Genomic DNA, 23,885 nt, shown 5'->3' with positions numbered 1-23,885 from the left:
GTAAGCGAAGCGCCACCGGGCAAAGGATGCGTTACTCCCAGAAATCCCTGGCGGGATCGAGCACCGGGCGAATGATGCCCGCACGCACCGTAAAGTCGCCGAAGCCTTCACCCGCTTCGCGCTCTTTCGCCCAGCGCCCGACAAGCTCGTCGATGGAATCAAGAATTTCCGGTTCCGTAATATTTTCACGGTACATACGCGGAATGCGCGTCCCCATACGGTTGCCGCCAAGGTGCACGTTGTAACGACCCGGCGCTTTCCCTACCAGACCGAGTTCGGCCAGCATCGCGCGACCGCAGCCGTTCGGGCAGCCTGTCACGCGCATAACAATATGCTCGTCCGGAATTCCGTGTTTTTCCAGAATCGCTTCCACCTTATCAGTGAAGGACGGCAGGAAACGCTCGGCTTCGGCCATCGCCAGCGGACAGGTCGGGAACGACACGCAGGCCATTGAGTTTTCACGCTGCGCGCTCACCGCATTCATCAACCCGTGCTCGCGCGCCAGCTCTTCAATTCTCGCCTTATCGCTTTCCGGCACGCTGGCGACGATCAGGTTCTGGTTGGCGGTAATACGGAACTCGCCTTTGTGGATCTTCGCGATTTCCAGCAGACCGGTTTTCAGCGGGCGGCCCGGATAATCCAGAATACGACCGTTTTCAATAAACAGCGTCAGGTGCCATTTATTATCGATACCTTTCACCCAGCCAATGCGATCGCCGCGACCGGTGAATTCGTAAGGGCGGATCGGCTCAAACTTGATCCCCGCGCGACGCTCCACTTCTTCTTTGAACGTCTCGACGCCTACACGCTCCAGGGTGTATTTGGTTTTCGCGTTTTTACGGTCGGTACGGTTGCCCCAGTCGCGCTGGGTAGTAACCACCGCCTCAGCCACGGCCAGCGTGTGCTCCAGCGGCAGGAAGCCGAACTCGCTCGCGGTGCGGGCGTAGGTTTTCTTGTTCCCATGCTCGATGGACAAACCGCCGCCCACCAGCAGGTTAAAACCGACCAGCTTGCCGTTTTCGGCAATCGCCACGAAGTTCATGTCGTTGGCGTGCAGGTCGATATCGTTCTGCGGCGGGATAACCACCGTGGTCTTGAATTTGCGCGGCAGGTAGGTCTGACCGAGGATCGGCTCTTCGTCCGTGGTCGCGACTTTCTCCTGATCGAGCCAGATCTCCGCATAGGCACGCGTGCGTGGCAGCAGGTGCTCCGAGATCTTCTTCGCCCACTCGTACGCTTCGGCGTGCAGCTCGGACTCATACGGGTTCGAGGTGCAAAGCACGTTACGGTTCATGTCGTTGGCGGTCGCCAGCGCGTCCAGCCCCACGGAGTGCAGCATCTGGTGCACCGGCTTGACGTTCTTCTTCAGAATGCCGTGGAACTGGAAGGTCTGACGGTTAGTCAGACGGATGCTGCCGTAAATCGTGTTTTCACCGGCAAACTTGTCGATCGCCTGCCACTGTTTGGTGGTGATGATGCCACCCGGCAGGCGGCAGCGCAGCAGCATCGCATGACGCGGCTCCAGCTTCTGTTCGGCACGTTCGGCGCGGATATCGCGGTCGTCCTGCTGGTACATACCGTGGAAACGGATCAGCAGGAAGTTGTCGCCTTTGAAACCGCCGGTCAGGCCGTCATTTAAATCTTCGGCAATGGTACCGCGCAGGTAGTTGCTCTCTACCTTCATGCGCTCGGCATCAGACAGTTTGCCTTCGACCACCAGTGGGCCAGGATGTTTTTCGCTCATTAGTAGACATCTCGCTGATAACGGCGCTCTACGCGCAGCTCACTTAAAAATTCATCCGCCGTTTCGGCATCCATACCGCCGAATTCGGCAATCACTTCCAGCAGTGCCTGCTCAACGTCTTTCGCCATGCGATTGGCGTCGCCGCAGACATAAATGTGGGCGCCGTCATTGATCCAGCGCCACAGCTCTGCGCCCTGTTCGCGCAGTTTGTCTTGTACGTATACTTTTTCTTTCTGATCGCGGGACCAGGCCAGATCGATGCGGGTCAGCACGCCCTCTTTGACGTAGCGCTGCCATTCAACCTGGTAGAGGAAATCTTCAGTAAAATGCGGGTTGCCGAAGAACAGCCAGTTTTTACCCGGTGCCTCGTCCGCTGCACGCTGCTGCATAAAGGCGCGGAACGGTGCGATGCCGGTGCCCGGGCCAATCATGATCACCGGCGTTTCCGGGTTTGCCGGCAGGCGGAAGTTGTCGTTGTGTTCGATAAAGACGCGCACCTCGCCCTCTTCTTCCACGCGGTCGGCCAGGAAGCCCGACGCCCCGCCCGCGCGCGCGCGGCCTTCGATGTCGTAACGCACCACGCCAACGGTGATGTGGACTTCGTTTTCCACTTCCGCCTGTGAAGAGGCGATGGAGTAAAGACGCGGCGTCAGCGGACGCAGCAGGCCGATCAGCGCGTCGGCATCCAGCTGTGCCGGGGAGAAACGCACCATGTCGACAATCGGCGTCGTCGCGGCGTAATGCTGTAACTTCACTTTGTCCCCCACCAGCGGCAGAAGGGACTCGCTGCGCGTTAAGGTGGCGTAGTTTTCAACGATATTGGCGGTGTTCACCGTCAGCTCGAAATGCCACTGAAGCGCCTCAGAGAGCGGTAAGGTTTTACCTTCCACCTGGACCGGCTCCGTGCCTTTCAGCCACAGCAGCTCGACCAGCTCTTTCACCAGCGCCGGATCGTTCTGATACCAGACGCCCAGCGCATCGCCAGGCTGATAACGCAGGCCGGAGTCACCGAGATCGATTTCGATATGGCGCACGTCTTTTTCCGAATCACGGCCCGTGATTTTCTGGTTTACCGACAGGCTCGCCGTCAGCGGCGCCTCTTTCGTGTAAGGGCTGGTGTGGATTTCGTTGACGGTGCCCGCTGCGGTAACGGCGGCCTGCGCTGGCGTCTCTTTCGGGACGCGGGCCTTCAGCACCTCAACGATGCGCGTCCGCCATTCGGCGGCGGCGGCCTGGTATTCGACATCAGCGTCTACGCGATCCAGCAGGCGCTCTGCACCCAGCTCCGCCAGCTTGCTGTCGAAGTCTTTACCGGACTGGCAGAAAAATTCATAGGACGTATCACCGAGGCCGAAGACGGCAAAGGCGGTGCCCTCCAGCCTGGGCGCTTTTTTCGAGAACAGGAACTTATGCAGCGCGACGGCTTCTTCCGCAGGCTCACCTTCCCCCTGCGTTGACGCCACCACCACCAGCAGTTTTTCTGACGCGATCTGTTTGAATTTATAATCCCCGGCGTTGACCAGGTTAACGTTCAGCTTCGCGGCGAGCAGGTCATCACGCAGCGCTTCGGCCACACGACGGGCATTACCCGTTTGCGAAGCGGAGATAAGCGTGATGGCAGGAATTTCAACGGCCGTTGGCGGGACGCCAGCCACAGCACCCGGCTGCTGATTGAGCATTCCCCAGAAATAGCCGGAGACCCAGGCGAGCTGGGTGGGTGAAAAATCGGAAGTCGCGGCCTGGAGGCGCGCCAGTTGCTCCGGGTTAAGGGGAAGCAAATTTGAAGGTGGGGCCTGTGTTGTCATGCGTCGTTATGTTCCAGTAGCAAAGCGGACTTTAAGCGAATAAATCCAAACTGAAGATAAGGTTAACGGCGGGGATAATAACAATTAAAGAAGGGATGGAAATAATAAATAACCAAATGGACTAACCTGTTTTAGTTATCGTTCTTAACGATAAAAGCGATTAAATAACTATCTGAAATAAAACAATAAAGGCCGATAAACACCATGAATACGAGGCGGTGACCGTTCAAAGCCGTTTTAGTTAATGATAAAAATTGTGCTTTCCGGTACTATGCGGCGGTTTTTTCCGCATTCCTGAGAGCTATGATGTCCACCACACTGTTTAAAGATTTCACCTTCGAAGCCGCACACCACCTTCCACACGTTCCTGCCGGGCACAAATGTGGCCGCCTGCATGGACACTCGTTTATGGTGCGTCTTGAAATCACCGGTGAAGTCGATCCCCATACGGGCTGGATCATGGACTTTGCCGAACTGAAGGCTGCGTTTAAGCCGACCTACGATCGTCTCGATCACTACTATCTGAATGATATTCCGGGCCTTGAAAACCCGACCAGCGAAGTGCTGGCGAAATGGATTTGGGATCAGATGAAACCGCTGGTCCCGCTGCTGAGCGCGGTGATGATCAAAGAGACCTGCACGGCAGGCTGCGTCTACCGCGGGGAGTGAATCTCCTCCGTTGCGGTCTCACGAGGCACGAGCGGCGTAAACTCGTAGAGCACCAGCGCATTACTCTCCAGTGATTCACTCAGTTGCCAGCCGTCATAAAGGCGTTCATCGCGTACGGAAAGCGTTGGACGCGCTTTATGCGCTATCCAGCGCCACATCTCTTCATCAGGGCCGCTTTCGCTGCCAACCCCTTCAAGTAACGGATAGAGCGCGCCGTTGTGCTGATCAAACAGATGACATTTAATTCGCCATTTACCGCGCATTCCCTTCAGGTGTAAATGATACTGCTGGCGAAAACGCTGGATGAATGCTTCTTCACTGGAAAGGAGCGGATTAAAAACCACCACATTACGCAGCAACAGCTGATAACCATTGCGATGGCGCGTAAGCAGGACACGCTTATCATTGACCAGCACCTCGCCCCGCAGACGTTGCCAGAGCCAGAGTACCCAATAAACCGGACGCGGCAGACCATGGTTATACTGTAGCGCAAGGCTTGAGGTATCGATGGTGTTGTTCGCACGAGCTTCTCCCTGAAGGCCCGAATTGAGCCAGAATCCCGCCAGCCAGACCTGCTCCGAAAGCCCGAGCAGGTTCTGCATCAGCAGCGCCCCACGAAAAAACCAGCCGTTTGTCGCCCGCGTGTTGCCGGTGAGGGTATTCCAGGAGAGAAGCCAGACGGGAAGCGAACTTTTTCGCAGGCGAAGGGCAGCGAGGATCTGGCGGACCTTCAGTATCGGATAATTTTCCGTTGAGGAGAGAGGGGTTGCCTCCAGTTGCGCGGGATCGAGAAGCTCATTGGCATCGGCCGAACAGGCAAGAAAATCGGCCTGCATCAGGATGGCTGAACTGAACAGGGTATCCTCGCTTACGCCCGCGCTGACGGGGGCAAATCGGTGCCATAAACCAAACTTTGCCTGCGGAAGATAAGTTCGTATTGCCTTTTGCTGGGCCAGCCAGACCTGCTCCCGGGTCTCCTCACTTGCCTGTGTTGACCAGTGCATGACGAAGTGCCAGCCCGCGGTGATCTCTGGCGAAAAATGATTAACCGACTGTTGTAAAAAACGGGTAAGAAGATCGCGACGGGTCGTTACGCCGGTGTGCAGTAGCACCGTCCACTGCTTTTTTGCCAGCCAGGTGAAGAGCTGATGCAGATTGTACCAGCAGGCGTAGCCCGCCATCTGGGGGTCATCCCACCCGGTGGCAAACAGACGACTGCTGAGAAAAGGTTCGGCGATATCAATTCCCTCAATGGGAATGGCCTCATTTATCGCCTCCAGATTTTGTCGCACGTCCTCACGCAGCAAATCGTCGAGCTCACGCAGGGTAATGACCACCCGCATACGGCGCAGCGAGGCAGAAAGAGGATTGAGCTGCTCAAGATCCAGGCTCTGCTCCTGCTGCGGATGAACGATGAGCGGCGAGGCTCCCCAACCGCGCACCACCGGTTCATTGAGCAGGCTAAACAGCTTGTCCACGGCGACAGGATAGCGCTGCTCACGCCTGTCCGTCCGAATACGTGCCGCCTCCGGGTGCTGGCGCCGGGCCTTACGAAACTCACCCGGAGACATATTGTGAACACGCCTGAACCGATCGCTCATCATACGCGTGCTGGCGAAACCCTGCTCAAGCGCAATCTGATGCAGCGGTCGGTTCGTCAGCCGGAGAGCGTCGGCCGCCTTTTCCAGCCGCAGGTGGGTGATGTACTGCATGAAACTGATCCCCACCTCCTTGCGAAAGAGACGAGAGAGCCAGGCTTCAGAGACATATTCACTCGCGGCGATTTCCGCAAGCGTAATACGGCGGGAATAACTGGCATTGATCCGCTCTATCACCCGGGCGATGCGTTTGCTGTGCGCTGAGGAAAGTTCCCGGGACAGCATACGGGCGGGCTGTTGAAAGCGGCTGGTCAGCAACAGCAATATCTCGCTCAGCCAGCGGTACGCCTCCAGCCGGTAGCGGTGCGGGTCGTTGATGAGGGTGACCACAAGAAGCTGGCGCAGCAGATCGCGAAGCGCATCGCATTGGGGCCAGACGCCTCCGGCTTCTGCCGGTACAGCATAATCATGGGCAAAAAAATCATTGCAGAGCTGGACGACCCAGCGCCCGGAAAGGGTTACGCGCAGGGTGACATTTGCCGTTTCGCTCGTGAACTGCCAGCGCCGATGACGGTTGATGATAGCAAGGGTATTGGCCTCCAGGATGTCATGTCCCACATCGGTGTTCAGCTCTGCCCGCCCTTCCAGCACCCAGAGCAACGTTAGCGTATCGCCTTCATCCTCCACGCAGTGGCGAATGTCCTGAATCTCTATCCAAAACTCATCTCCCCGTTGCGCCATCTTACCCCTCACCAAAGACAAAAAATGACCTGATCTTTTTTGTCATAACTGAATTGTATGAAAAACAATCAAAATAAAGCCGTCGCTTTACAACAAAAAAATGCATTTTCAGGCGGGACGATCGTCATAGACTCGAAATTATCATCGTTTGGCAGAAAAAGGATAACAAAAATGACACATCCAATTATCGAAGCTCTGCGTGGCAACGAAGCTCGGTTCACTGAATTACGTCGCTATTTTCATCAGCATCCTGAAATTGGTTTTGAGGAGCACAACACGAGCGATCGCGTTGCAGCGCTGCTTCAGGAATGGGGATATGAGGTTCATCGCGGCCTGGCGAAAACCGGTGTGGTTGGCACACTGAAGGTGGGTAACGGGCATAAACGCCTGGGCCTGCGCGCCGATATGGATGCGCTGCCAATGCAGGAAAACAACGGCAAGGCGTGGAGCAGTACCGTTGAGGGTAAATTCCACGGCTGCGGTCATGACGGCCACACCACAACGCTCCTGTATGCAGCGGAGTACCTGGCACGCACCCGCAATTTTAACGGCACGCTGCACCTTATTTTTCAGCCCGCGGAAGAACTTCTGTATGGCGGACGCGTTATGGTAGAGGACGGTTTGTTTGACCTGTTCCCCTGCGACCACATCTTTGGTCTGCACAATATGCCGTCACAGCCCCTCGGAAAAATTGGTCTGCGCGATGGCGCCATGATGGCCTCTTCCGACACCCTTCATATTGAGGTTAACGGCGTGGGGGGGCACGGCGCGGTGCCAGAACATACCGTTGACGCCACCCTGGTTGCCTGTCATATCACTATCGCGTTGCAGTCCATTGTTTCGCGCAACATTACCCCCTTCCAGCCAGCTGTCGTTACCGTAGGCAGCATTCAGGCCGGGCACGCCCCTAACATTATCAACGACAAAGTATTGATGAAACTTACCGTGCGCACGCTGGATGAAAGCGTGCGGCAAACCGTGCTACAGCGTATCCATGATATCGCCGTTGCACAGGCGGAAAGTTTCAATGCGACGGCCACCATTCGACACATTAACGGCAGCCCGGTGCTGAAAAACAATCCGCAAGCCAACGAGATGGTGCGCAGCGTCGCCACCGATCTGTTCGGTCAGGATGCCGTCGCGGAGGTCAATGCGTTTATGGGCAGCGAGGACTTTGCTTTCATGCTCGAGAAAAATCCCAATGGCTGCTATTTCACGCTTGGCGCCGGGGATGAGCCTGACCGCTGCATGGTACATAACCCGGGCTACGACTTTAACGACAACATTCTCCTCACCGGCGCGGCGCTGTGGGCCGCACTGGCCGAACACTATCTGCGCTGATTCGCACCTTCCCGGGAGGGCTGCACTATGAGTACCGTTTCCCTGACAGGCGCATCCGCCTACGCCGGTAACGATCGGCTGCTGGCGGGTATCGTCATGAGCGTTCTGACATTCTGGCTGTTTGCCCAGTCGGTTATCAACGTGGTTCCGGCCATGCAGAATAGCCTCGATATTGCCCTCGAAACCCTTACGCTGGCCGTCAGCCTTAGCGCGTTGTTCAGCGGCTGTTTTGTCGTCGCCTGCGGTGGGTTTGCCGATAAGTTTGGGCGCATGCGCCTGACCATGATTGGCCTGATCCTGAGCATGATCGGGAGTGGTCTGCTGTTCATTTCATGGGAGCCCGTCCTGTTTCTGTTGGGACGAGCGATACAGGGGCTATCAGCGGCCTGCATTATGCCCGCCACGCTGGCGCTGATTAAAACCTGGTATGAAGGTAAAGCACGCCAGCGCGCAATCAGTTTCTGGGTTATCGGTTCATGGGGCGGGAGTGGCCTGAGCTCGCTTGTGGGAGGCGCCATCGCCACCACGCTGGGCTGGCGCTGGATTTTTATTCTGTCGATGGTGGTGGCTCTGGTCGCGCTATTGCTTATCCGCGCCACGCCGGAAAGCCGCAGCCCTGATGCGTGTCGACACAAACTGGATATCAGCGGCCTGGTGAGTTTTGTCCTTATGCTGGTGCTGTTCAATCTGTTTATCAGCAAAGGACACCGCTGGGGCTGGAGCAGCAGTTTATCGCTTCTTGTACTGTGTGGAGCCGTGATTGCACTGATGTGCTTTATCGTTACCGGGCGGCGGAAAGGCGATGCGGCGCTGATCGATTTCGCCCTGTTTAAAAACCGGGCCTATAGCGCCTCGGTATTCTCAAATTTCCTGCTCAACGGCTGCATTGGCACCATGATGATCGCCAGCATCTGGTTGCAGCAGGGCCATCATTTGTCACCGCTACAGACCGGCATGATGACGCTGGGGTATCTGGTTACCGTACTGGCGATGATCCGGGTGGGTGAAAAACTGCTTCAGCGCTATGGCGCCAGGCTGCCGATGATGACCGGCCCGCTGCTGACCGCTACAGGTATTTCGCTGATTTCATGCACCTTCTTAAGCAAAGAGGTCTACATTGTTACCGTTTTTCTGAGCAATATTTTATTCGGGCTGGGGCTCGGATGTTACGCCACGCCCTCAACGGACACGGCGGTAATGAATGCCCCTGAAAACAAAGTGGGGGTGGCTTCTGGGATCTATAAGATGGGCAGTTCCCTGGGCGGCGCAATGGGTATCGCGGTCACCGCATCGCTGTACGCGCTATGGCTGCCGATGGGAACGGCCAGTGCCGCGCAGTATGCCTTGCTTTTCAACAGTGCGATTTGCCTTGGGTCGGCAGTCGTGACCTGGGCTTTACTGCCAACAACAAAAGCCCCGCGTTAAGCGGGGCCACAAAAGTATCAGGCAATGTTCAGATATTTGTGCGTCTGCATCGACAGCCGCCAGTTGCGGGCGATACAGGTTTCAATGCACAGACGGGTCGCATCGTCTTTCTGGCTGATAGGCTGTAGCGCGATCACGCGCTGCTTTTCGTCCGTCAGCGTCGCCAGCAGTTCATCCAGCGCTTCGATGTCACGCACGCGCCCCACCGGATGTTTGATCTCATCAGCACGCTCAAGCGCCTGCGAAAGTACGTCATACCCGCCGCGCATATTCACTTTTGGTGAAACCGTGACCCACGTTGAATGGGAGCAGCGCACTTCATGGGTGCCGCTGGTTTCGATCTGACAGCTATAGCCGTTCTTCTCGAGCAGTTCGGTGAGCGGCATCAGATCGTGAATGCAGGGTTCCCCGCCGGTGATCACCACGTGCCGCGCCGTCCAGCCCTGACGACCAATAATGGCAAGCAGATCTTCTGCGCTGCCCGCGCCCCATTTATCGCTCTCTTTGGTTTTCGCCAGAATGCTGAACAGCGATACTTCCCGATCTGCGAGCTTATCCCACGTATGTTTGGTATCACACCAGGCGCAGCCAACCGGGCATCCCTGTAAACGAATAAAGATAGCGGGAACGCCGGTAAAGTAACCCTCGCCTTGCAGGGTCTGGAACATCTCGTTAATCGGGTACTGCATAGTCAACTCTGTTAAGGGGATAAACGATAAGTATCGCAGATCCCCGTCAGATGATCATGCTCCATCGGTGCTTTGCGCGCCAATTGCCGCCATAAACCGTTCCGTAATTTGCTGCGGTCGGGTGATCGCCCCGCCGACGACAACCGTGTGCCCCCCCAGCGCCAGACACCTGGCCGCGCGTTCAGGCGTATCCACGTTACCTTCAGCAATCACGGGGATCGTGACGGCAGACAGCACCTCTTTCAAAAACGCACAGTCATTTTCCGGTAGCGAATGGCCCGCAGTCTCCGCCGTATAACCGTAAAGGGTGGTTCCGACGCAATCAAACCCCAGCACCTGCGCGGCCACGGCCTCCTGCACGGTGGCAATATCCGCCATCAGCAGCAGCAAAGGGTAACGGGTGCGGATCTGCGCGATCAGCATGTCCAGCGATCCGCCACCGGGCCGTTTCCGGGCGGTAGCATCCAGCGCAACGATCTCCGGGCCGACCGCCATCAACTCATCCACTTCTTTGAGCGTTGCGGTGATGAACACCTCGCTGTCCGGATAGTCTCGTTTGATGATGCCGATTACCGGCAGTGAGACCAGCCCTTTGATAGCCTCGATATCCACCACGCTATTGGCGCGGATCGCAGCGGCACCGCCCTGGGCCGCCGCCAGCGCCATTCGCGACATAATAAACGGGCTATGTAACGGTTCGTTTTCCAGCGCCTGACAGGAGACGACCAGTTTTCCCTTCAGGTTATCCAGTACAGTTTTCATTACGATAAGATCTCTTCCACTTCGTTTTTGATAATCGTGACGTGCGGGCCATAAATGACCTGAACCCCGTTGCCGCGCACGATAACGCCGCGCGCGCCGGTGGCTTTCAGCGCCGCGTCATTCACTTTGCTGCCGTCCTTCACCGTGACGCGAAGACGCGTAGCGCAGCAGTCCACCTCTTCCAGATTCTCTTTTCCGCCTAATCCAGCGCTCACCGCAACGGCGCGCTCGCTCTGCGAAAAAGTCACTTCATTGGCCATCGCCTCCTTTTCCCGACCCGGCGTGGCAAAATCGAAGCGGTTAATCAGGTAGCGGAAGGTGAAGTAGTAAAGGAAGAACCACGGCACGCCGACCAGCGGAACGAACATCCAGTGGGTTTTGGCCTCCCCCTGCAAAATGCCGAACAGCACGAAGTCAATAAAACCGCCCGAGAAGGTTTGTCCGATGGTGATATGCAGCATGTGCGCGAGCATGAACGCCAGCCCGTCAAACAGCGCATGAATGACGTACAGCACCGGGGCAATAAACAGGAATGAGAACTCTATGGGCTCGGTAATTCCCGTCAGGAATGAGGTTAACGCCGCAGAGAGCAGCAGCCCGGCAACCCGCTTTTTGTTCTCCGGCCTGGCCGTGTGGTACATCGCAAGGCAGGCGCCGAGCAGACCAAACATCATGGTAATAAAGCGCCCGGACATGAAGCGCGACGTGCCCTCATAGAAATGCTGCGTGTTCGGGTCGGCGAGCTGGGCGAAGAAGATCCGCTGCGTGCCCTCAACCAGGTGACCGTTAACAATTTCACTGCCGCCAAGCGCGGTGGTCCAGAACGGAAGATAGAAGATGTGGTGCAAACCAAACGGGCCAAGCATGCGCAGGATGAAGCCGTACAGCAAAGTCCCCAGATAGCCGGTGGCATCCACCAGCCCGCCGAGGCCAAAGATCAGCTTCTGAAAATGCGGCCAGACCACGGTCATCAGCGCGCCGACGAGTATCGCCGCCAGTGAGCTGATAATGGGAACGAAGCGTGAGCCGCCAAAAAAGCCCAGGAATTGCGGAAGCGCGATTTTATTAAATCGATGATGCAGTGCGCAGGTCACCAGCCCAATAACTACCCCACCAAACACGCCCGTTTCAAGCGTCTGAATACCCAGCGTCATGCCCTGCCCTACGGCGCCCGGGTTCTCATGCGCCAGTTTTCCGGTCAGGATCAGCAGCGCATTGATAGTGGCATTCATCACCAGATAAGCGAGCAACGCCGCCAGCCCTGCCGTGCCTTTATCATTTTTCGCCAGCCCAACGGCGACCCCAACAGCAAACAGTACCGACAGGTTTGCAAATACAATCGAGCCTGCGCTGCTCATGATGGTAAAGATGGCCTGTAGCCAGCCAACGTCTAAAAATGGATACGCAGTAAGCGTATTTGGATTCGATAGCGCCCCGCCGATCCCCAGCAACAGACCTGCTGCGGGCAGTATGGCGATGGGTAACATAAAGGATTTGCCGAAGCGCTGCGCTTTTTCAAACCATCCGCCGGAAGACGCTCCGCTGAACATTTGCATCATTTTTTTATCCCCCTGGTTATTGATGAAAATTTTTACCATATATATTTTTAATTGTGAAAATTACCACCAAAAACCAGGACACCGATCATACTTTTTCGAAATGACTGGCATCTCTCCCCCGCTTTCCGCCACACTAGTTGGCAGAGAAACGCATTAAGGATCTAGCATGTCGGACCATGAAAACCTGCTGCTGAAGCTACGCCAGGAGGCTTCCGGGTACAGCCCAACGCAACAAAAACTGGGGGAGTTTGTCCTCAACGATCCTGCCAGGGTGCTCTACCTGACGATCACCGAGCTGGCGCGTGAAAGCGGCACCAGCGAGGCCAGCGTCACACGCCTTTGCCGCACGCTGGGCTGTAAGGGATATAACGAATTTAAAATGGCGCTTGCGCTGGATATTCAGCAGGGTTTGCCGGAGCGTCAGGCAGGAGATGCAATAGATAACGTGGTGGATGAGTCTGTCCAGGCGCTGCAAGATACCGCAAAACTCCTCGACCGGGCCCAGCTTGAACAGGCGACACTGGCCCTGCATCAGGCGCAGTCAGTGCAAATTTACGGGGTGGCGGCCAGCGCAATTCTGGGGGAGTATTTGCATTACAAGCTGCTGCGACTCGGCAAACCTGCACAGCTGTTTAGCGATATGCATCGCGCCGCCATGAATGCGACGACACTCTCGAAAGAGACGCTGGTGGTGGCCATCTCAAGTTCCGGCTCTACACGGGATCTGCTTCACGTGGTGAAACTCGCCCGCAAGAGGGGCGTTAAGGTACTGGCGCTCAGCAATACGCCTCGCAGCCCGCTGGCCTCCCTGAGCGATTTACAGCTGGTTGCAGCCAAACCCGAGGGACCGCTGAGCGCGGGTGCGCTCAACGCCAAGGTTGGCGTGATGCTACTGGTTGAACTGCTAACCACTTCCCTTATTGCAGTAGACAGCCATTACGGTGACGTTAGCCAGCAAACGGCAAGCGCCACGTTGCCGCTTCTGCTATAGAAAACAAAAAACCCGCCGAAGCGGGTTTTTTCATAAGAACGAAGGTTCAGGCTTATGCCTGGCCTTTGATCTCTTTACGACCGTTGTAAGGTGCTTTTTCGCCCAGCGCTTCTTCGATACGAATCAGCTGGTTGTATTTAGCAACACGGTCAGAACGGCTCATAGAACCGGTTTTGATCTGGCCAGCAGCGGTACCAACAGCCAGGTCAGCGATGGTAGCGTCTTCAGTTTCGCCAGAACGGTGAGAGATAACCGCGGTGTAGCCAGCGTCTTTCGCCATTTTGATCGCAGCCAGCGTTTCGGTCAGAGAACCGATCTGGTTGAATTTGATCAGGATGGAGTTAACGATGCCTTTCTCGATGCCTTCTTTCAGGATCTTGGTGTTGGTTACGAACAGATCGTCACCAACCAACTGGATTTTGTCGCCCAGTACTTTGGTCTGGTATGCGAAACCATCCCAGTCAGACTCGTCCAGACCGTCTTCGATAGAAACGATTGGGTACTGTTTGGTCAGGTCTTCCAGGAAGTGGGTGAACTCTTCAGAGGTGAACGCTTTGTTGCCTTCGCCGGCCAGAACGTATTTACCGTCTTTGTAGAATTCAGATGCTGCGCAGTCCATCGCCAGGGTGATGTCTTTGCCCAGCTCGTAGCCTGCTGCTTTAACTGCTTCAGCGATAACAGCCAATGCTTCTGCGTTAGAACCCAGGTTTGGCGCGTAGCCGCCTTCGTCACCAACAGCCGTGTTCATGCCTTTAGCTTTCAGAACTTTAGCCAGGTTGTGGAACACTTCAGAACCCATACGTACCGCTTCTTTCAGGGTTTTCGCGCCAACTGGCTGAATCATGAATTCCTGAATATCAACGTTGTTGTCTGCGTGCTCACCACCGTTGATGATGTTCATCATTGGTACAGGCATGGAGTATTTGCCTGGGGTGCCGTTCAGTTCAGCGATGTGCTCGAACAGTGGCATGCCTTTAGCTGCCGCTGCCGCTTTGGCGTTCGCCAGGGAAACGGCCAGGATTGCGTTCGCACCGAAGTTAGATTTGTTTTCAGTACCGTCCAGATCGATCATGATCTTGTCGATGCCAGCCTGATCTTTAGCATCTTTGCCAATGATAGCCTGAGCAATAGGACCGTTAACAGCGCCAACCGCTTTCAGTACGCCTTTGCCCATGAAACGGGATTTGTCGCCATCACGCAGTTCCAGCGCTTCGCGGGAACCTGTAGAAGCACCTGATGGAGCCGCTGCCATACCGACGAAACCACCTTCCAGATGAACTTCAGCTTCAACGGTCGGGTTACCACGGGAGTCGATGATTTCACGACCGATGACTTTAACGATTTTGGACATTAGATTTTCCTCAGTACAAGTTAAACTAAAACTCCAGACAAACAACGCGTACCAAAGGTACGCGTTGCCGTTCTAACTTTTTTTACTTCGCCTGACGCTTCTGGTACTCGCTGGCGGCTTTCACGAAGCCTGCAAACAGCGGATGCCCGTCACGCGGCGTTGAAGTAAATTCCGGGTGGAATTGGCAGGCCACGAACCACGGATGGTTAGGCACTTCGATGATCTCGACTAACTGATCATCCCCGGAACGGCCCGCAACACGCAGACCCGCAGCTTCAATTTGTTTCAACAACATGTTGTTGACTTCATAGCGGTGACGATGGCGCTCGGTGATGACCGGCTCGCCGTACAGCTTGCGTACCACGCTATCGTCGGACAGCTGGCAGGCCTGTGCGCCAAGACGCATGGTGCCACCCAGATCGCTCTTCTCGGTACGGACTTCGACGTTACCGTCTTCGTCGCGCCATTCCGTAATCAGCGCCACAACAGGGTACTTACAGTCTGGCACAAATTCCGTAGAGTTCGCGTTTTCCATTCCCGCTACGTTGCGCGCAAATTCAATCAGCGCAACCTGCATACCCAGGCAGATACCGAGGTATGGAATATTGTTTTCACGCGCATAGCGTGCAGTGGCGATCTTGCCTTCAACACCACGGTAGCCGAAGCCGCCAGGGATGAGGATAGCATCCAGATCTTTAAGAATTTCAACGCCGCGCGTCTCCACATCCTGTGAATCAATCAGCTTGATGTTCACAGAGACGCGATTCTTCAGACCACCGTGTTTCAGCGCTTCGATAACTGACTTATAGGCATCCGGCAGTTCGATGTACTTGCCGACCATACCGATAGTCACTTCGCCGCCCGGATTGGCTTCTTCGTAAATCACCTGCTCCCATTCAGACAGGTTAGCTTCCGGACAGTTCAAGCTGAATCGTTTACAAATATAATCGTCCAGACCCTGTGATTTCAACAGGCCCGGGATTTTATAAATGGAATCGACATCTTTCATTGAAATAACGGCTTTTTCAGGCACGTTACAGAACAATGCAATTTTCGCGCGTTCGTTCGCCGGAATCGCGCGATCGGAACGGCAAACCAGGATGTCAGGCTGAATACCGATGGAGAGCAGCTCTTTAACAGAGTGCTGAGTCGGTTTGGTTTTCACTTCACCTGCTGCTGCCATGTAAGGCACCAGCGTCAGGTGCATGAACAGCGCGTGCTCACGACCAATATCTACCGCCAGCTGACGAATCGCTTCGAGGAACGGCAGGGATTCGATATCCCCTACGGTACCGCCGATTTCAACCAGCACAACGTCATGCCCTTCGCCACCGGCAAGGACACGTTCTTTGATGGCGTTAGTGATGTGTGGGATGACCTGCACGGTCGCGCCCAGGTAGTCACCACGGCGCTCTTTACGCAGAACGTCAGAGTAGATACGGCCAGTCGTAAAGTTGTTACGACGGGTCATTTTGGTACGGATGAAACGCTCGTAGTGGCCAAGATCCAGATCGGTTTCAGCGCCGTCTTCAGTAACGAACACTTCCCCGTGTTGGGTTGGGCTCATGGTGCCAGGATCGACGTTGATGTACGGATCCAGTTTCATCATGGTCACATTGAGGCCACGGGCTTCAAGAATGGCTGCGAGGGAGGCTGCGGCAATGCCTTTACCCAGAGAGGATACGACCCCGCCGGTCACAAAAATATAGTTCGTTGTCATGCTGAACCTGAGAAGTTAGGGTGAAACGATGGAATAACCAGGACGGGAAAGTAGTATACCCGAACACGACGAGCGCCACAAACTTTCATTCTCCGTCTCCACTCCAGGCCATGACAAACATAAGGAGTGAGAAAATAGCCCCTTTTGGGTAAATGTTTTTGACGCAAATCAAGCGCTTGTCATTTAAAAAATCACACAAATTGCGCTTGATCGCAAAATCTCGTTAGAGATCATGTTCCTGGCGTTTTACTTCCTGCCAGACTTCTTCCATCGCGTCGAGGTCAATCCCGCTCATTTCCAGGCCGCGCGAGGCCACAATCCGCTCAACTTCGCGAAAGCGTCGTTCGAATTTAATGTTCGCTTTTTGCAGGGCGGTTTCCGCTTTTACACCGAGGTGGCGCGAAAGGTTGACGGTCGCAAACAACAGATCGCCCATCTCCTCTTCCAGCTTTGCTTCATCCACAACGGCCTGCTGCGCTTCATGCATTACTTCGTCGATCTCTTCGTGCACTTTTTCCAGCACCGGGCCGAGAGAGTTCCAGTCAAACCCTACCGCCGAGCAGCGCTTTTGAATTTTGTGCGCGCGCATCAGCGCGGGAAGGTTCAGGGGAATGTCGTCCAGCGCCGAGTGCTGGGATTTTTCAGCGCGTTCGGCGCTTTTTATCTGCTCCCAGCGCGCCAGCACTTCCGCACTGTTGCCTGCGGAGGCATCGCCAAAAATATGCGGATGACGACGCTCCAGCTTGTCGCTGATAGCGGCGCAGATATCGTCAAAGTTAAAGCGCCCCTCTTCCTGCGCCATCTGCGCGTAGAACACCACCTGGAACAGCAGGTCGCCCAGCTCACCGCGCAGGTCGTCGAAATCTTCGCGCGAAATCGCGTCCAGCACTTCGTAGGTCTCTTCCAGCGTGTAAGGCGCAATGGTGGCGAAAGTCTGCTCTTTATCCCACGGGCAGCCGTTTTCCGGATCGCGCAGGCGTTTCATGATGCCAAGCAGGCGGTCGATTTGAGTCATAACAGATTCCATTAAATGCCTGAGCCGGGTGGCGGCGTTGCCTTACCCGGCCTACAGAAGAGGATGTTTAGCCGCCGTGCAGACGACGCGCGTCAATCACATCCGGCACCTGGTTCAGTTTGCCGAGTACGCGGCCCAGCACCTGAAGGTTATAGATTTCGATAGTCATATCGATGGTGGCAAGCTGCTCGCGGGTATCGCTGCGGCTGGCAACGCCCAGCACGTTGACCTTCTCGTTGGCGAGAATGGTGGTGATGTCGCGCAGCAGGCCGCTGCGGTCGTTGGCAGTGACGCGCACCACCAGCGAGTAACCCGCCGAGTAGCTCTCCCCCCAGACGGCTTCCACGATACGTTCCGGCGCATGCGATTGCAGCTCTGCAAGCTGATCGCAGTCGGAGCGGTGAATCGAGATCCCACGCCCCTGGGTGATAAAGCCGACAATATCGTCTCCCGGGATCGGCTGGCAGCAGCGGGCAATATGGTGCATGAGGTTACCCACTCCTTCAACCACCACGCGGCCATTGTCCTTGCTGCGCTGCTGCGGAGCGTAGGTTTTCTGCTGGAGTTGTTTCAGCGCTGCCGCATCCTGCTCCGCTGCGCTTGGCTTGTTGAACTGCGCTTGCAGGAAGTTCACCATCTGGTTCAGGCGGATATCGCCGCCACCAATCGCCGCTAACAGTTCGTCGAGCTCGTTGAAGTTGTAGCGCGGCAGCAGGAATTTCTCCGCCTCTTTCAGGCTTATCCCGATATGTTCCAGCTCGTCGTCCAGGATCTGACGACCGGCAAGGATGTTCTTGTCACGATCCTGCTTGCGGAACCAGGCGTGGATTTTAGAGCGCCCACGGCTGGTGGTAACGTAACCGAGGTTCGGATTCAGCCAGTCGCGGCTTGGGTTTGGCTGCTTCTGGGTGATGATTTCAATCTGATCGCCCATCTGGAGCTGGTAGGTAAACGGTACGATACGTCCGCCGATCTTCGCCCCGATGCAACGGTGCCCCACATCGCTGTGGATGTGGTAGGCGAAATCGAGCGGCGTGGAGCCTGCCGGCAAATCAACAACATCCCCTTTCGGGGTAAAGACGTAGACGCGATCGTCGAAGACCTGACTGCGCACTTCGTCGAGCATTTCGCCGGAGTCGGCCATCTCTTCCTGCCACGCAATCAGCTTACGCAGCCAGGCGATACGGTCCTCGTGACCGGAGCGACCGCCGCCGGAGGTACCCTCTTTGTATTTCCAGTGCGCCGCCACGCCCAGCTCGGCGTCTTCGTGCATCTGTTTGGTACGGATCTGAATTTCCACCGTTTTGCCGCCAGGGCCGAGCACCACGGTATGAATAGACTGATAGCCGTTTGGTTTGGGGTTGGCGACGTAGTCATCAAACTCATCCGGCAGATGGCGGAAGTGAGTATGCACTATCCCCAGCGCGGCATAGCAGTCCTGGAGACGCTCCGCCACGATACGTACGGCGCGCACGTCAAACAGCTCGTCAAAGGCGAGATGTTTCTTCTGCATTTTGCGCCAGATGCTGTAGATGCGCTTTGGACGCCCGTAGACCTCGGCGCGCACATTCTCCTCTTTCATCGACTGGCGCAGCCCGCTGACAAATTCCTCGATATAGTGCTCGCGGTCAATGCGGCGTTCGTGCAGCAATTTTGCAATGCGTTTGTATTCCGCCGGATGCAGATAGCGGAAGCAGTAATCTTCCAGCTCCCACTTCAGTTGCCCGATACCGAGACGGTTCGCCAGCGGCGCATAGATATTCGTACACTCTTTAGCGGCCAGGACGCGCTCGTCTTCCGGCGCATCCTTCACTTCACGCAGATGGGCAACCCGTTCGGCCAGCTTGATAACCACACAGCGGAAATCATCTACCATCGCCAGCAGCATGCGACGGACGTTATCCACCTGCTCGGAAGAGACAGAGTCCGTTTGCGCGGCTTTAAGCTGACGAATGGCTGCCATGTCACGCACGCCGTGGATAAGCGCCACGACCGACTGGCCGACGCTTTCACGCAGGACGTCTTCCGTCACCACGTCGGCGTCCGCCAGGGGGAACAGCAGTGCGGCCTGTAGCGTTTCGATGTCCATGTTCAGCATGGAGAGAATTTCAACCATCTCCACGCCGCGCCACAACAGCAGTTCAGCGTCCGGATGCCCCTGCGTTGTGCGTAAACAATAGGCCCAGGTTTCGGTTAAGCGTTCACACGACTGCTGGCTGGAAATCCCCAGACTTGCGATCCATTTTTGAGGGTCAAACTCACCAGCTTTATTTAAATGTGCACTTCTTACCGCAACCATCGTCCTCTCCTTTAGGGACAAGGGCCTGTCGAAGTCGACAAGCCAAACTCATTAGATGTGCTCGAACAACACCATCGATTCCAGATGACCAGTGTGCGGGAACATGTCCAGCATTGCCAGACGTCGAATCTGGTAACCCCCGCTCAATAATGCTTCGCTGTCACGGGCAAGCGTCGCCGGGTTACAGGAAACATAGACCACGCGTTCAGGCGCGAGTTTAATTATATGCTGCATCACGCCCGGCGCACCTGCGCGCGCCGGGTCGAGCAGGATCTTATCAAAGCCCTGCTTAGCCCACGGTTGCTGAGTAACATCATCCTCAAGATTTTGATGAAAGAATGTCACATTTTGCAAGCCGTTCTGTTGGGCGTTTTCCTGGCCTTTCACCACCAGCGCCTCAACGCCTTCCACCCCGACCACGCTTGCTGCTTTGCGGGCCAGCGGCAGGGTAAAGTTCCCCATACCGCAGAACAGATCGAGCACCCGATCGGTGGGCTGTACGTCCAGCCACGCCAGCGCGTTCGCTACCATCTGCTGGTTCACGCCGTCGTTAACCTGGATAAAATCCCGCGGGCTGAACGTTAAGCGTAGCCCGTCTGACGCATACCAGGGCGCTTCTCCGCTGACCTGCTCAAGTATCTCGCTTTGCGGCGCGAGGAAAAGCGCAAGCTCATGAGAATGCGAAAAGCGTTCCAGTTTTTCACGATCCGCCGTTGACAGCGGCGCGGTGTGGCGCAGCACCATCAGCGGGCCACTGTTGGCCAGCACCAGTTCGACATGGCCCAGCGAACGCACGCCATCCAGCGATGCAAGACAGTGGTGCACGTCCGGAAGCAACGCCTCAAGATGGGGCACCAAAACAGGGCACTGCGTGACAGAGACGATATCGCTGGAGCCGGCTTTGCGAAAACCCATCTCCAGCCGCTCGGTTTTGGGCTGGTAGCTGAGGCTCAGGCGAGCGCGGCGACGGTAGCCCCAGGGCCGATCGGCAATGATGTCATTCACGTCGTGTCCGACCAGGCGAGCCAGCGCGCTGCTTTTACTTTTTTGCTGTAATTCTGTGCTGGCATGCTGTTGCTGGCAGCCACCACAGACGCCAAAATGGGGGCAGCGAGGCGTCACACGCTCCGGGCTATCATTAAGACGGCGCTTGACCTGACCGCGCGCATACTGACGTTTGTCTTCCGTCAGCGTAATATCTGCGCGTTCTCCTGGCAGCAAACCTGTGATAAACAGTGTCTTACCCTTGTGACGCGCCACCCCCTGTCCAAAAGGATCGAGGTCCGTGGCTTCAACAGTTATGATCTGACGCGTCGTCACGCGTCGTTTTGCAGAGTAGAATTGCGCCATCGCCGAGATTGTTCTCAAATAAACATAATTAGCCTGATTGTCCCATAACGGAACTCCATGACCAACTACAGCCTGCGCGCGCATGATGATTTTGATCCTCGCTCCTACCGCTCTCATCGGTTTGCTGCTGAGCATTTTCTTTGTGGTGCATCGCTATAACGATTTGCAGAGACAGCTTGAAGATGCCGGGGCCAGCATTATCGAACCGCTGGCCGTCTCCAGCGAGTACGGTATGAACCTGCAAAACCGTGAATCCATTGGTCAGTTAATCAGCGTGCTGCACCGCCGTCATTCAGAGATTGTGCGCGCTATTTCCGTTTACGATGAGCATAACCGTCTGTTCGTCACCTCGAATTTCCATCTGGATCCCACGTCGCTGAAAATCCCGGATGGTACCCCCTTCCCGCGTCATCTTACGGTGTTGCGGCGCGGCGATATCATGATCCTGCGCACGCCGATTATCTCCGAAAGTTATTCACCCGACGAATCCGCCCAGTCCGATGCGAAGTCCAGCAATAATATGCTGGGATATGTGGCGCTGGAGCTGGATCTCAAGTCGGTGCGGCTCCAGCAGTACAAAGAAATTTTCATCTCCGGCGTGATGATGCTGTTCTGCATCGGCATCGCGCTGATCTTCGGCTGGCGACTGATGCGCGACGTCACGGGGCCTATCCGCAACATGGTGAATACCGTTGACCGGATCCGCCGGGGTCAGCTCGACAGCCGCGTGGAAGGCTTTATGCTCGGCGAGCTGGATATGCTGAAAAATGGCATCAACTCAATGGCGATGTCGCTGGCGGCTTATCACGAAGAGATGCAGCACAACGTTGACCAGGCCACCTCTGACCTGCGCGAAACGCTGGAGCAGATGGAGATCCAAAACGTGGAGCTGGATCTGGCGAAAAAACGTGCGCAGGAGGCGGCACGTATTAAGTCTGAGTTCCTGGCGAACATGTCGCACGAGCTGCGTACGCCGCTGAACGGGGTGATTGGCTTCACCCGTCTGACGCTCAAAAGCGAGCTGAACCCGACCCAGCGTGACCATCTGCATACCATTGAACGCTCAGCCAACAACCTGCTGACCATTATTAACGACGTACTGGACTTCTCGAAGCTGGAAGCGGGCAAGCTGATTCTGGAGAGTATTCCCTTCCCGCTGCGCAGCACGCTGGATGACGTGGTCACGCTTCTTGCCCACTCATCGCATGATAAGGGTCTGGAACTGACGCTCAATATTAAAAATGATGTGCCGGATAACGTCATTGGCGACCCGCTGCGCCTGCAACAGGTCATTACCAATCTGGTGGGCAACGCGATTAAGTTCACCGAGAGCGGCAACATCGACATTCTGGTCGAAAAAAGGGCGCTCAGTAATAACAAAGTCCAGATTGAAGTGCAGATCCGGGATACCGGCATCGGTATTCCGGAGCGCGATCAGACGCGTCTGTTCCAGGCTTTCCGCCAGGCCGATGCGAGCATTTCCCGTCGTCACGGCGGAACGGGCCTGGGGCTGGTGATCACCCAAAAGCTGGTGAAAGAGATGGGAGGCGATATCTCCTTCCACAGCCAGCCTAACCGGGGCTCAACCTTCTGGTTCCATATCAACCTTGATCTTAACCCGAACGTGCAGACCGACGGCCCGGTCACCGGCTGCCTGAAAGGGATGCGTCTGGCCTATGTGGAACCGAACGCCGCGGCGGCGCAGTGTACGCTGGATGTATTAAGCAGCACGCCGCTGGAGGTCATCTACAGCCCGACCTTCTCCGCGCTGGCTAACGATCATTACGATATCCTGTTGTTGGGGATTCCGGTGACGTTTACCGGAGAACTGACCATGCAGCAGGAACGCCTGGCGAAGGCGGCCTCAATGACGGACTACCTGCTGCTGGCGCTGCCGTGCCACGCCCAAATCAACGCCGAAGAGCTGAAAAACGACGGAGCGGCGGCGTGTCTGCTGAAACCCCTCACCGCCACACGGCTGTTACCTGCGCTGACCGAATATTGCCGTCTGACGCATCAGTCCCTGCCGCTGGAAAACGACGAACATAAGCTGCCGATGACGGTGATGGCCGTGGACGATAACCCGGCGAACCTGAAGCTGATTGGCGTGCTGCTTGAGGATCAGGTTCAGCATGTTGAGCTGTGTACCAGCGGCGCCGAAGCCGTGGAACAAGCCAAACAGATGCAGTTCGACCTGATCCTGATGGATATTCAGATGCCGGGCATGGATGGCATCCGCGCCTGCGAGTTGATTCGCCAGCTTCCGCACCAGCAGCAGACGCCGGTGATTGCCGTGACGGCGCACGCGATGGCGGGGCAAAAGGAGAAACTGCTGGGTGCGGGCATGAACGATTATCTGGCGAAACCGATCGACGAAGAGAAGCTGCACAGCCTGCTGCTGCGCTACAAGCCGGGGCACATTGGCGGGACATACACCATTACAGCTGAATCGCCGGAGATCAGCGTTAACCAGAATGCCACGTTTGACTGGCAACTGGCGCTGCGCCAGGCGGCGGGCAAACCCGATCTGGCCCGCGATATGCTGCAAATGCTGGTGGACTTCCTGCCTGAGATCCGTAACAAGGTTGAAGAACAGCTGGTGGGTGAAAACCCCGAAGGACTGCTGGAAGCCATTCATAAACTGCATGGCAGCTGCGGCTACAGCGGCGTACCGCGGTTGAAAAATCTCTGCCAGTTGCTTGAACAGCAGCTCCGCGCGGGTACGCCAGAATCCGATCTCGAACCGGAGTTCCTGGAGCTGCTGGACGAGATGGACAACGTGACGCGGGAAGCAATGAAGGTGTTGGGGAGCTAAGACCAAAGCCC

15 protein-coding genes and 1 pseudogene are annotated in these 23,885 nt (G+C 56.0%); 5 read left to right on the top strand and 11 right to left on the bottom strand.

Annotation, left to right across the window (positions count from 1 at the left end; all coding sequences use genetic code 11):
- Window positions 1-31: 31 nt before the first annotated feature.
- Together cysI and cysJ are read right to left on the bottom strand one after the other, a co-directional pair.
- A complete protein-coding gene (cysI, locus tag SK62_RS04130) occupies window positions 32-1,744 on the bottom strand; it encodes an assimilatory sulfite reductase (NADPH) hemoprotein subunit (protein ID WP_045349486.1) in 1,713 nt (570 codons plus the stop codon).
- A complete protein-coding gene (gene cysJ / locus SK62_RS04125) occupies window positions 1,744-3,549 on the bottom strand; it encodes an NADPH-dependent assimilatory sulfite reductase flavoprotein subunit (RefSeq protein ID WP_032619140.1) in 1,806 nt (601 codons plus the stop codon). Before cysJ ends, cysI begins: the two co-directional genes overlap by 1 nt.
- Before the next feature lie 303 nt (window positions 3,550-3,852).
- Here cysJ and queD point away from each other — a divergent pair, with 303 nt between their 5' ends.
- Window positions 3,853-4,218, top strand: coding sequence for a 6-carboxytetrahydropterin synthase QueD (gene queD / locus SK62_RS04120; protein ID WP_006811776.1), 366 nt, complete (start codon window positions 3,853-3,855; stop codon window positions 4,216-4,218).
- On the opposite strand, the gene SK62_RS04115 is transcribed toward queD, so the two are convergent.
- Window positions 4,203-6,557: a helix-turn-helix domain-containing protein gene (locus tag SK62_RS04115; RefSeq protein ID WP_017692755.1), complete on the bottom strand. Its 2,355-nt coding sequence runs from the start codon at window positions 6,555-6,557 to the stop codon at window positions 4,203-4,205. The two genes, queD and SK62_RS04115, sit on opposite strands and share 16 nt — an antisense overlap.
- Before the next feature lie 171 nt (window positions 6,558-6,728).
- On the opposite strand from SK62_RS04115, the gene SK62_RS04110 reads away from it, so the two are divergent.
- Together SK62_RS04110 and SK62_RS04105 are read left to right on the top strand one after the other, a co-directional pair.
- The gene (locus tag SK62_RS04110; protein WP_047719246.1) at window positions 6,729-7,898 is read left to right on the top strand and encodes a M20 aminoacylase family protein; all 1,170 of its coding nucleotides are present in this window, start codon (window positions 6,729-6,731) and stop codon (window positions 7,896-7,898) included.
- 27 nt (window positions 7,899-7,925) lie between these two features.
- Complete coding sequence (locus tag SK62_RS04105; protein ID WP_047719245.1) at window positions 7,926-9,323, top strand: MFS transporter; 1,398 nt, start codon at window positions 7,926-7,928, stop codon at window positions 9,321-9,323.
- Window positions 9,324-9,340: 17 nt separating this feature from the next.
- Here SK62_RS04105 and queE read toward each other — a convergent pair whose 3' ends face one another.
- The 3 genes from queE to SK62_RS04090 are packed head-to-tail and all read right to left on the bottom strand — an operon-like array spanning window position 9,341 to window position 12,333.
- Window positions 9,341-10,012 carry a 7-carboxy-7-deazaguanine synthase QueE gene (queE, locus tag SK62_RS04100; protein WP_006811780.1) on the bottom strand — a complete coding sequence of 224 codons (672 nt, stop codon included), beginning with the start codon at window positions 10,010-10,012 and terminating at the stop codon, window positions 9,341-9,343.
- A 54-nt stretch (window positions 10,013-10,066) separates the two neighbouring features.
- Window positions 10,067-10,774 carry an N-acetylmannosamine-6-phosphate 2-epimerase gene (locus SK62_RS04095; protein ID WP_047719244.1) on the bottom strand — a complete coding sequence of 236 codons (708 nt, stop codon included), beginning with the start codon at window positions 10,772-10,774 and terminating at the stop codon, window positions 10,067-10,069.
- Window positions 10,774-12,333, bottom strand: coding sequence for a maltose/glucose-specific PTS transporter subunit IIC (locus tag SK62_RS04090; RefSeq protein ID WP_047719255.1), 1,560 nt, complete (start codon window positions 12,331-12,333; stop codon window positions 10,774-10,776). The genes SK62_RS04095 and SK62_RS04090 overlap by 1 nt, the downstream gene beginning before the upstream one ends.
- A 166-nt stretch (window positions 12,334-12,499) precedes the next feature.
- Here SK62_RS04090 and SK62_RS04085 point away from each other — a divergent pair, with 166 nt between their 5' ends.
- Entirely contained in the window at window positions 12,500-13,324 is an 825-nt protein-coding gene (locus SK62_RS04085) for a MurR/RpiR family transcriptional regulator (protein ID WP_015571725.1), read from the top strand.
- Window positions 13,325-13,376: 52 nt separating this feature from the next.
- On the opposite strand, the gene eno is transcribed toward SK62_RS04085, so the two are convergent.
- The 5 genes from eno to rlmD form a co-directional block, all read right to left on the bottom strand.
- Window positions 13,377-14,675 carry a phosphopyruvate hydratase gene (gene eno, locus SK62_RS04080; protein ID WP_013098515.1) on the bottom strand — a complete coding sequence of 433 codons (1,299 nt, stop codon included), beginning with the start codon at window positions 14,673-14,675 and terminating at the stop codon, window positions 13,377-13,379.
- Window positions 14,676-14,757: 82 nt separating this feature from the next.
- Window positions 14,758-16,395: a glutamine hydrolyzing CTP synthase gene (gene pyrG, locus SK62_RS04075; protein ID WP_003862718.1), complete on the bottom strand. Its 1,638-nt coding sequence runs from the start codon at window positions 16,393-16,395 to the stop codon at window positions 14,758-14,760.
- Between the two features lie 223 nt (window positions 16,396-16,618).
- The gene (gene mazG, locus SK62_RS04070) at window positions 16,619-17,410 is read right to left on the bottom strand and encodes a nucleoside triphosphate pyrophosphohydrolase (RefSeq protein ID WP_017382826.1); all 792 of its coding nucleotides are present in this window, start codon (window positions 17,408-17,410) and stop codon (window positions 16,619-16,621) included.
- 67 nt (window positions 17,411-17,477) lie between these two features.
- Entirely contained in the window at window positions 17,478-19,709 is a 2,232-nt protein-coding gene (gene relA, locus SK62_RS04065; protein ID WP_048249297.1) for a GTP diphosphokinase, read from the bottom strand.
- 51 nt (window positions 19,710-19,760) lie between these two features.
- The gene (gene rlmD / locus SK62_RS04060) at window positions 19,761-21,059 is read right to left on the bottom strand and encodes a 23S rRNA (uracil(1939)-C(5))-methyltransferase RlmD (RefSeq protein ID WP_047719243.1); all 1,299 of its coding nucleotides are present in this window, start codon (window positions 21,057-21,059) and stop codon (window positions 19,761-19,763) included.
- 57 nt (window positions 21,060-21,116) lie between these two features.
- Here rlmD and barA point away from each other — a divergent pair.
- Window positions 21,117-23,874, top strand: a pseudogene (barA, locus tag SK62_RS04055) (two-component sensor histidine kinase BarA).
- Window positions 23,875-23,885: the final 11 nt, after the last annotated feature.

Origin of the sequence: Enterobacter sp. BIDMC109 (assembly GCF_001037885.1) — a bacterium.
In the GTDB taxonomy this organism is placed as follows: Bacteria; Pseudomonadota; Gammaproteobacteria; order Enterobacterales; family Enterobacteriaceae; genus Enterobacter; species Enterobacter hormaechei_C.
Note: the sequence above shows the minus strand (reverse complement) of the source record. Positions and strands in the feature narration are given on the sequence as shown.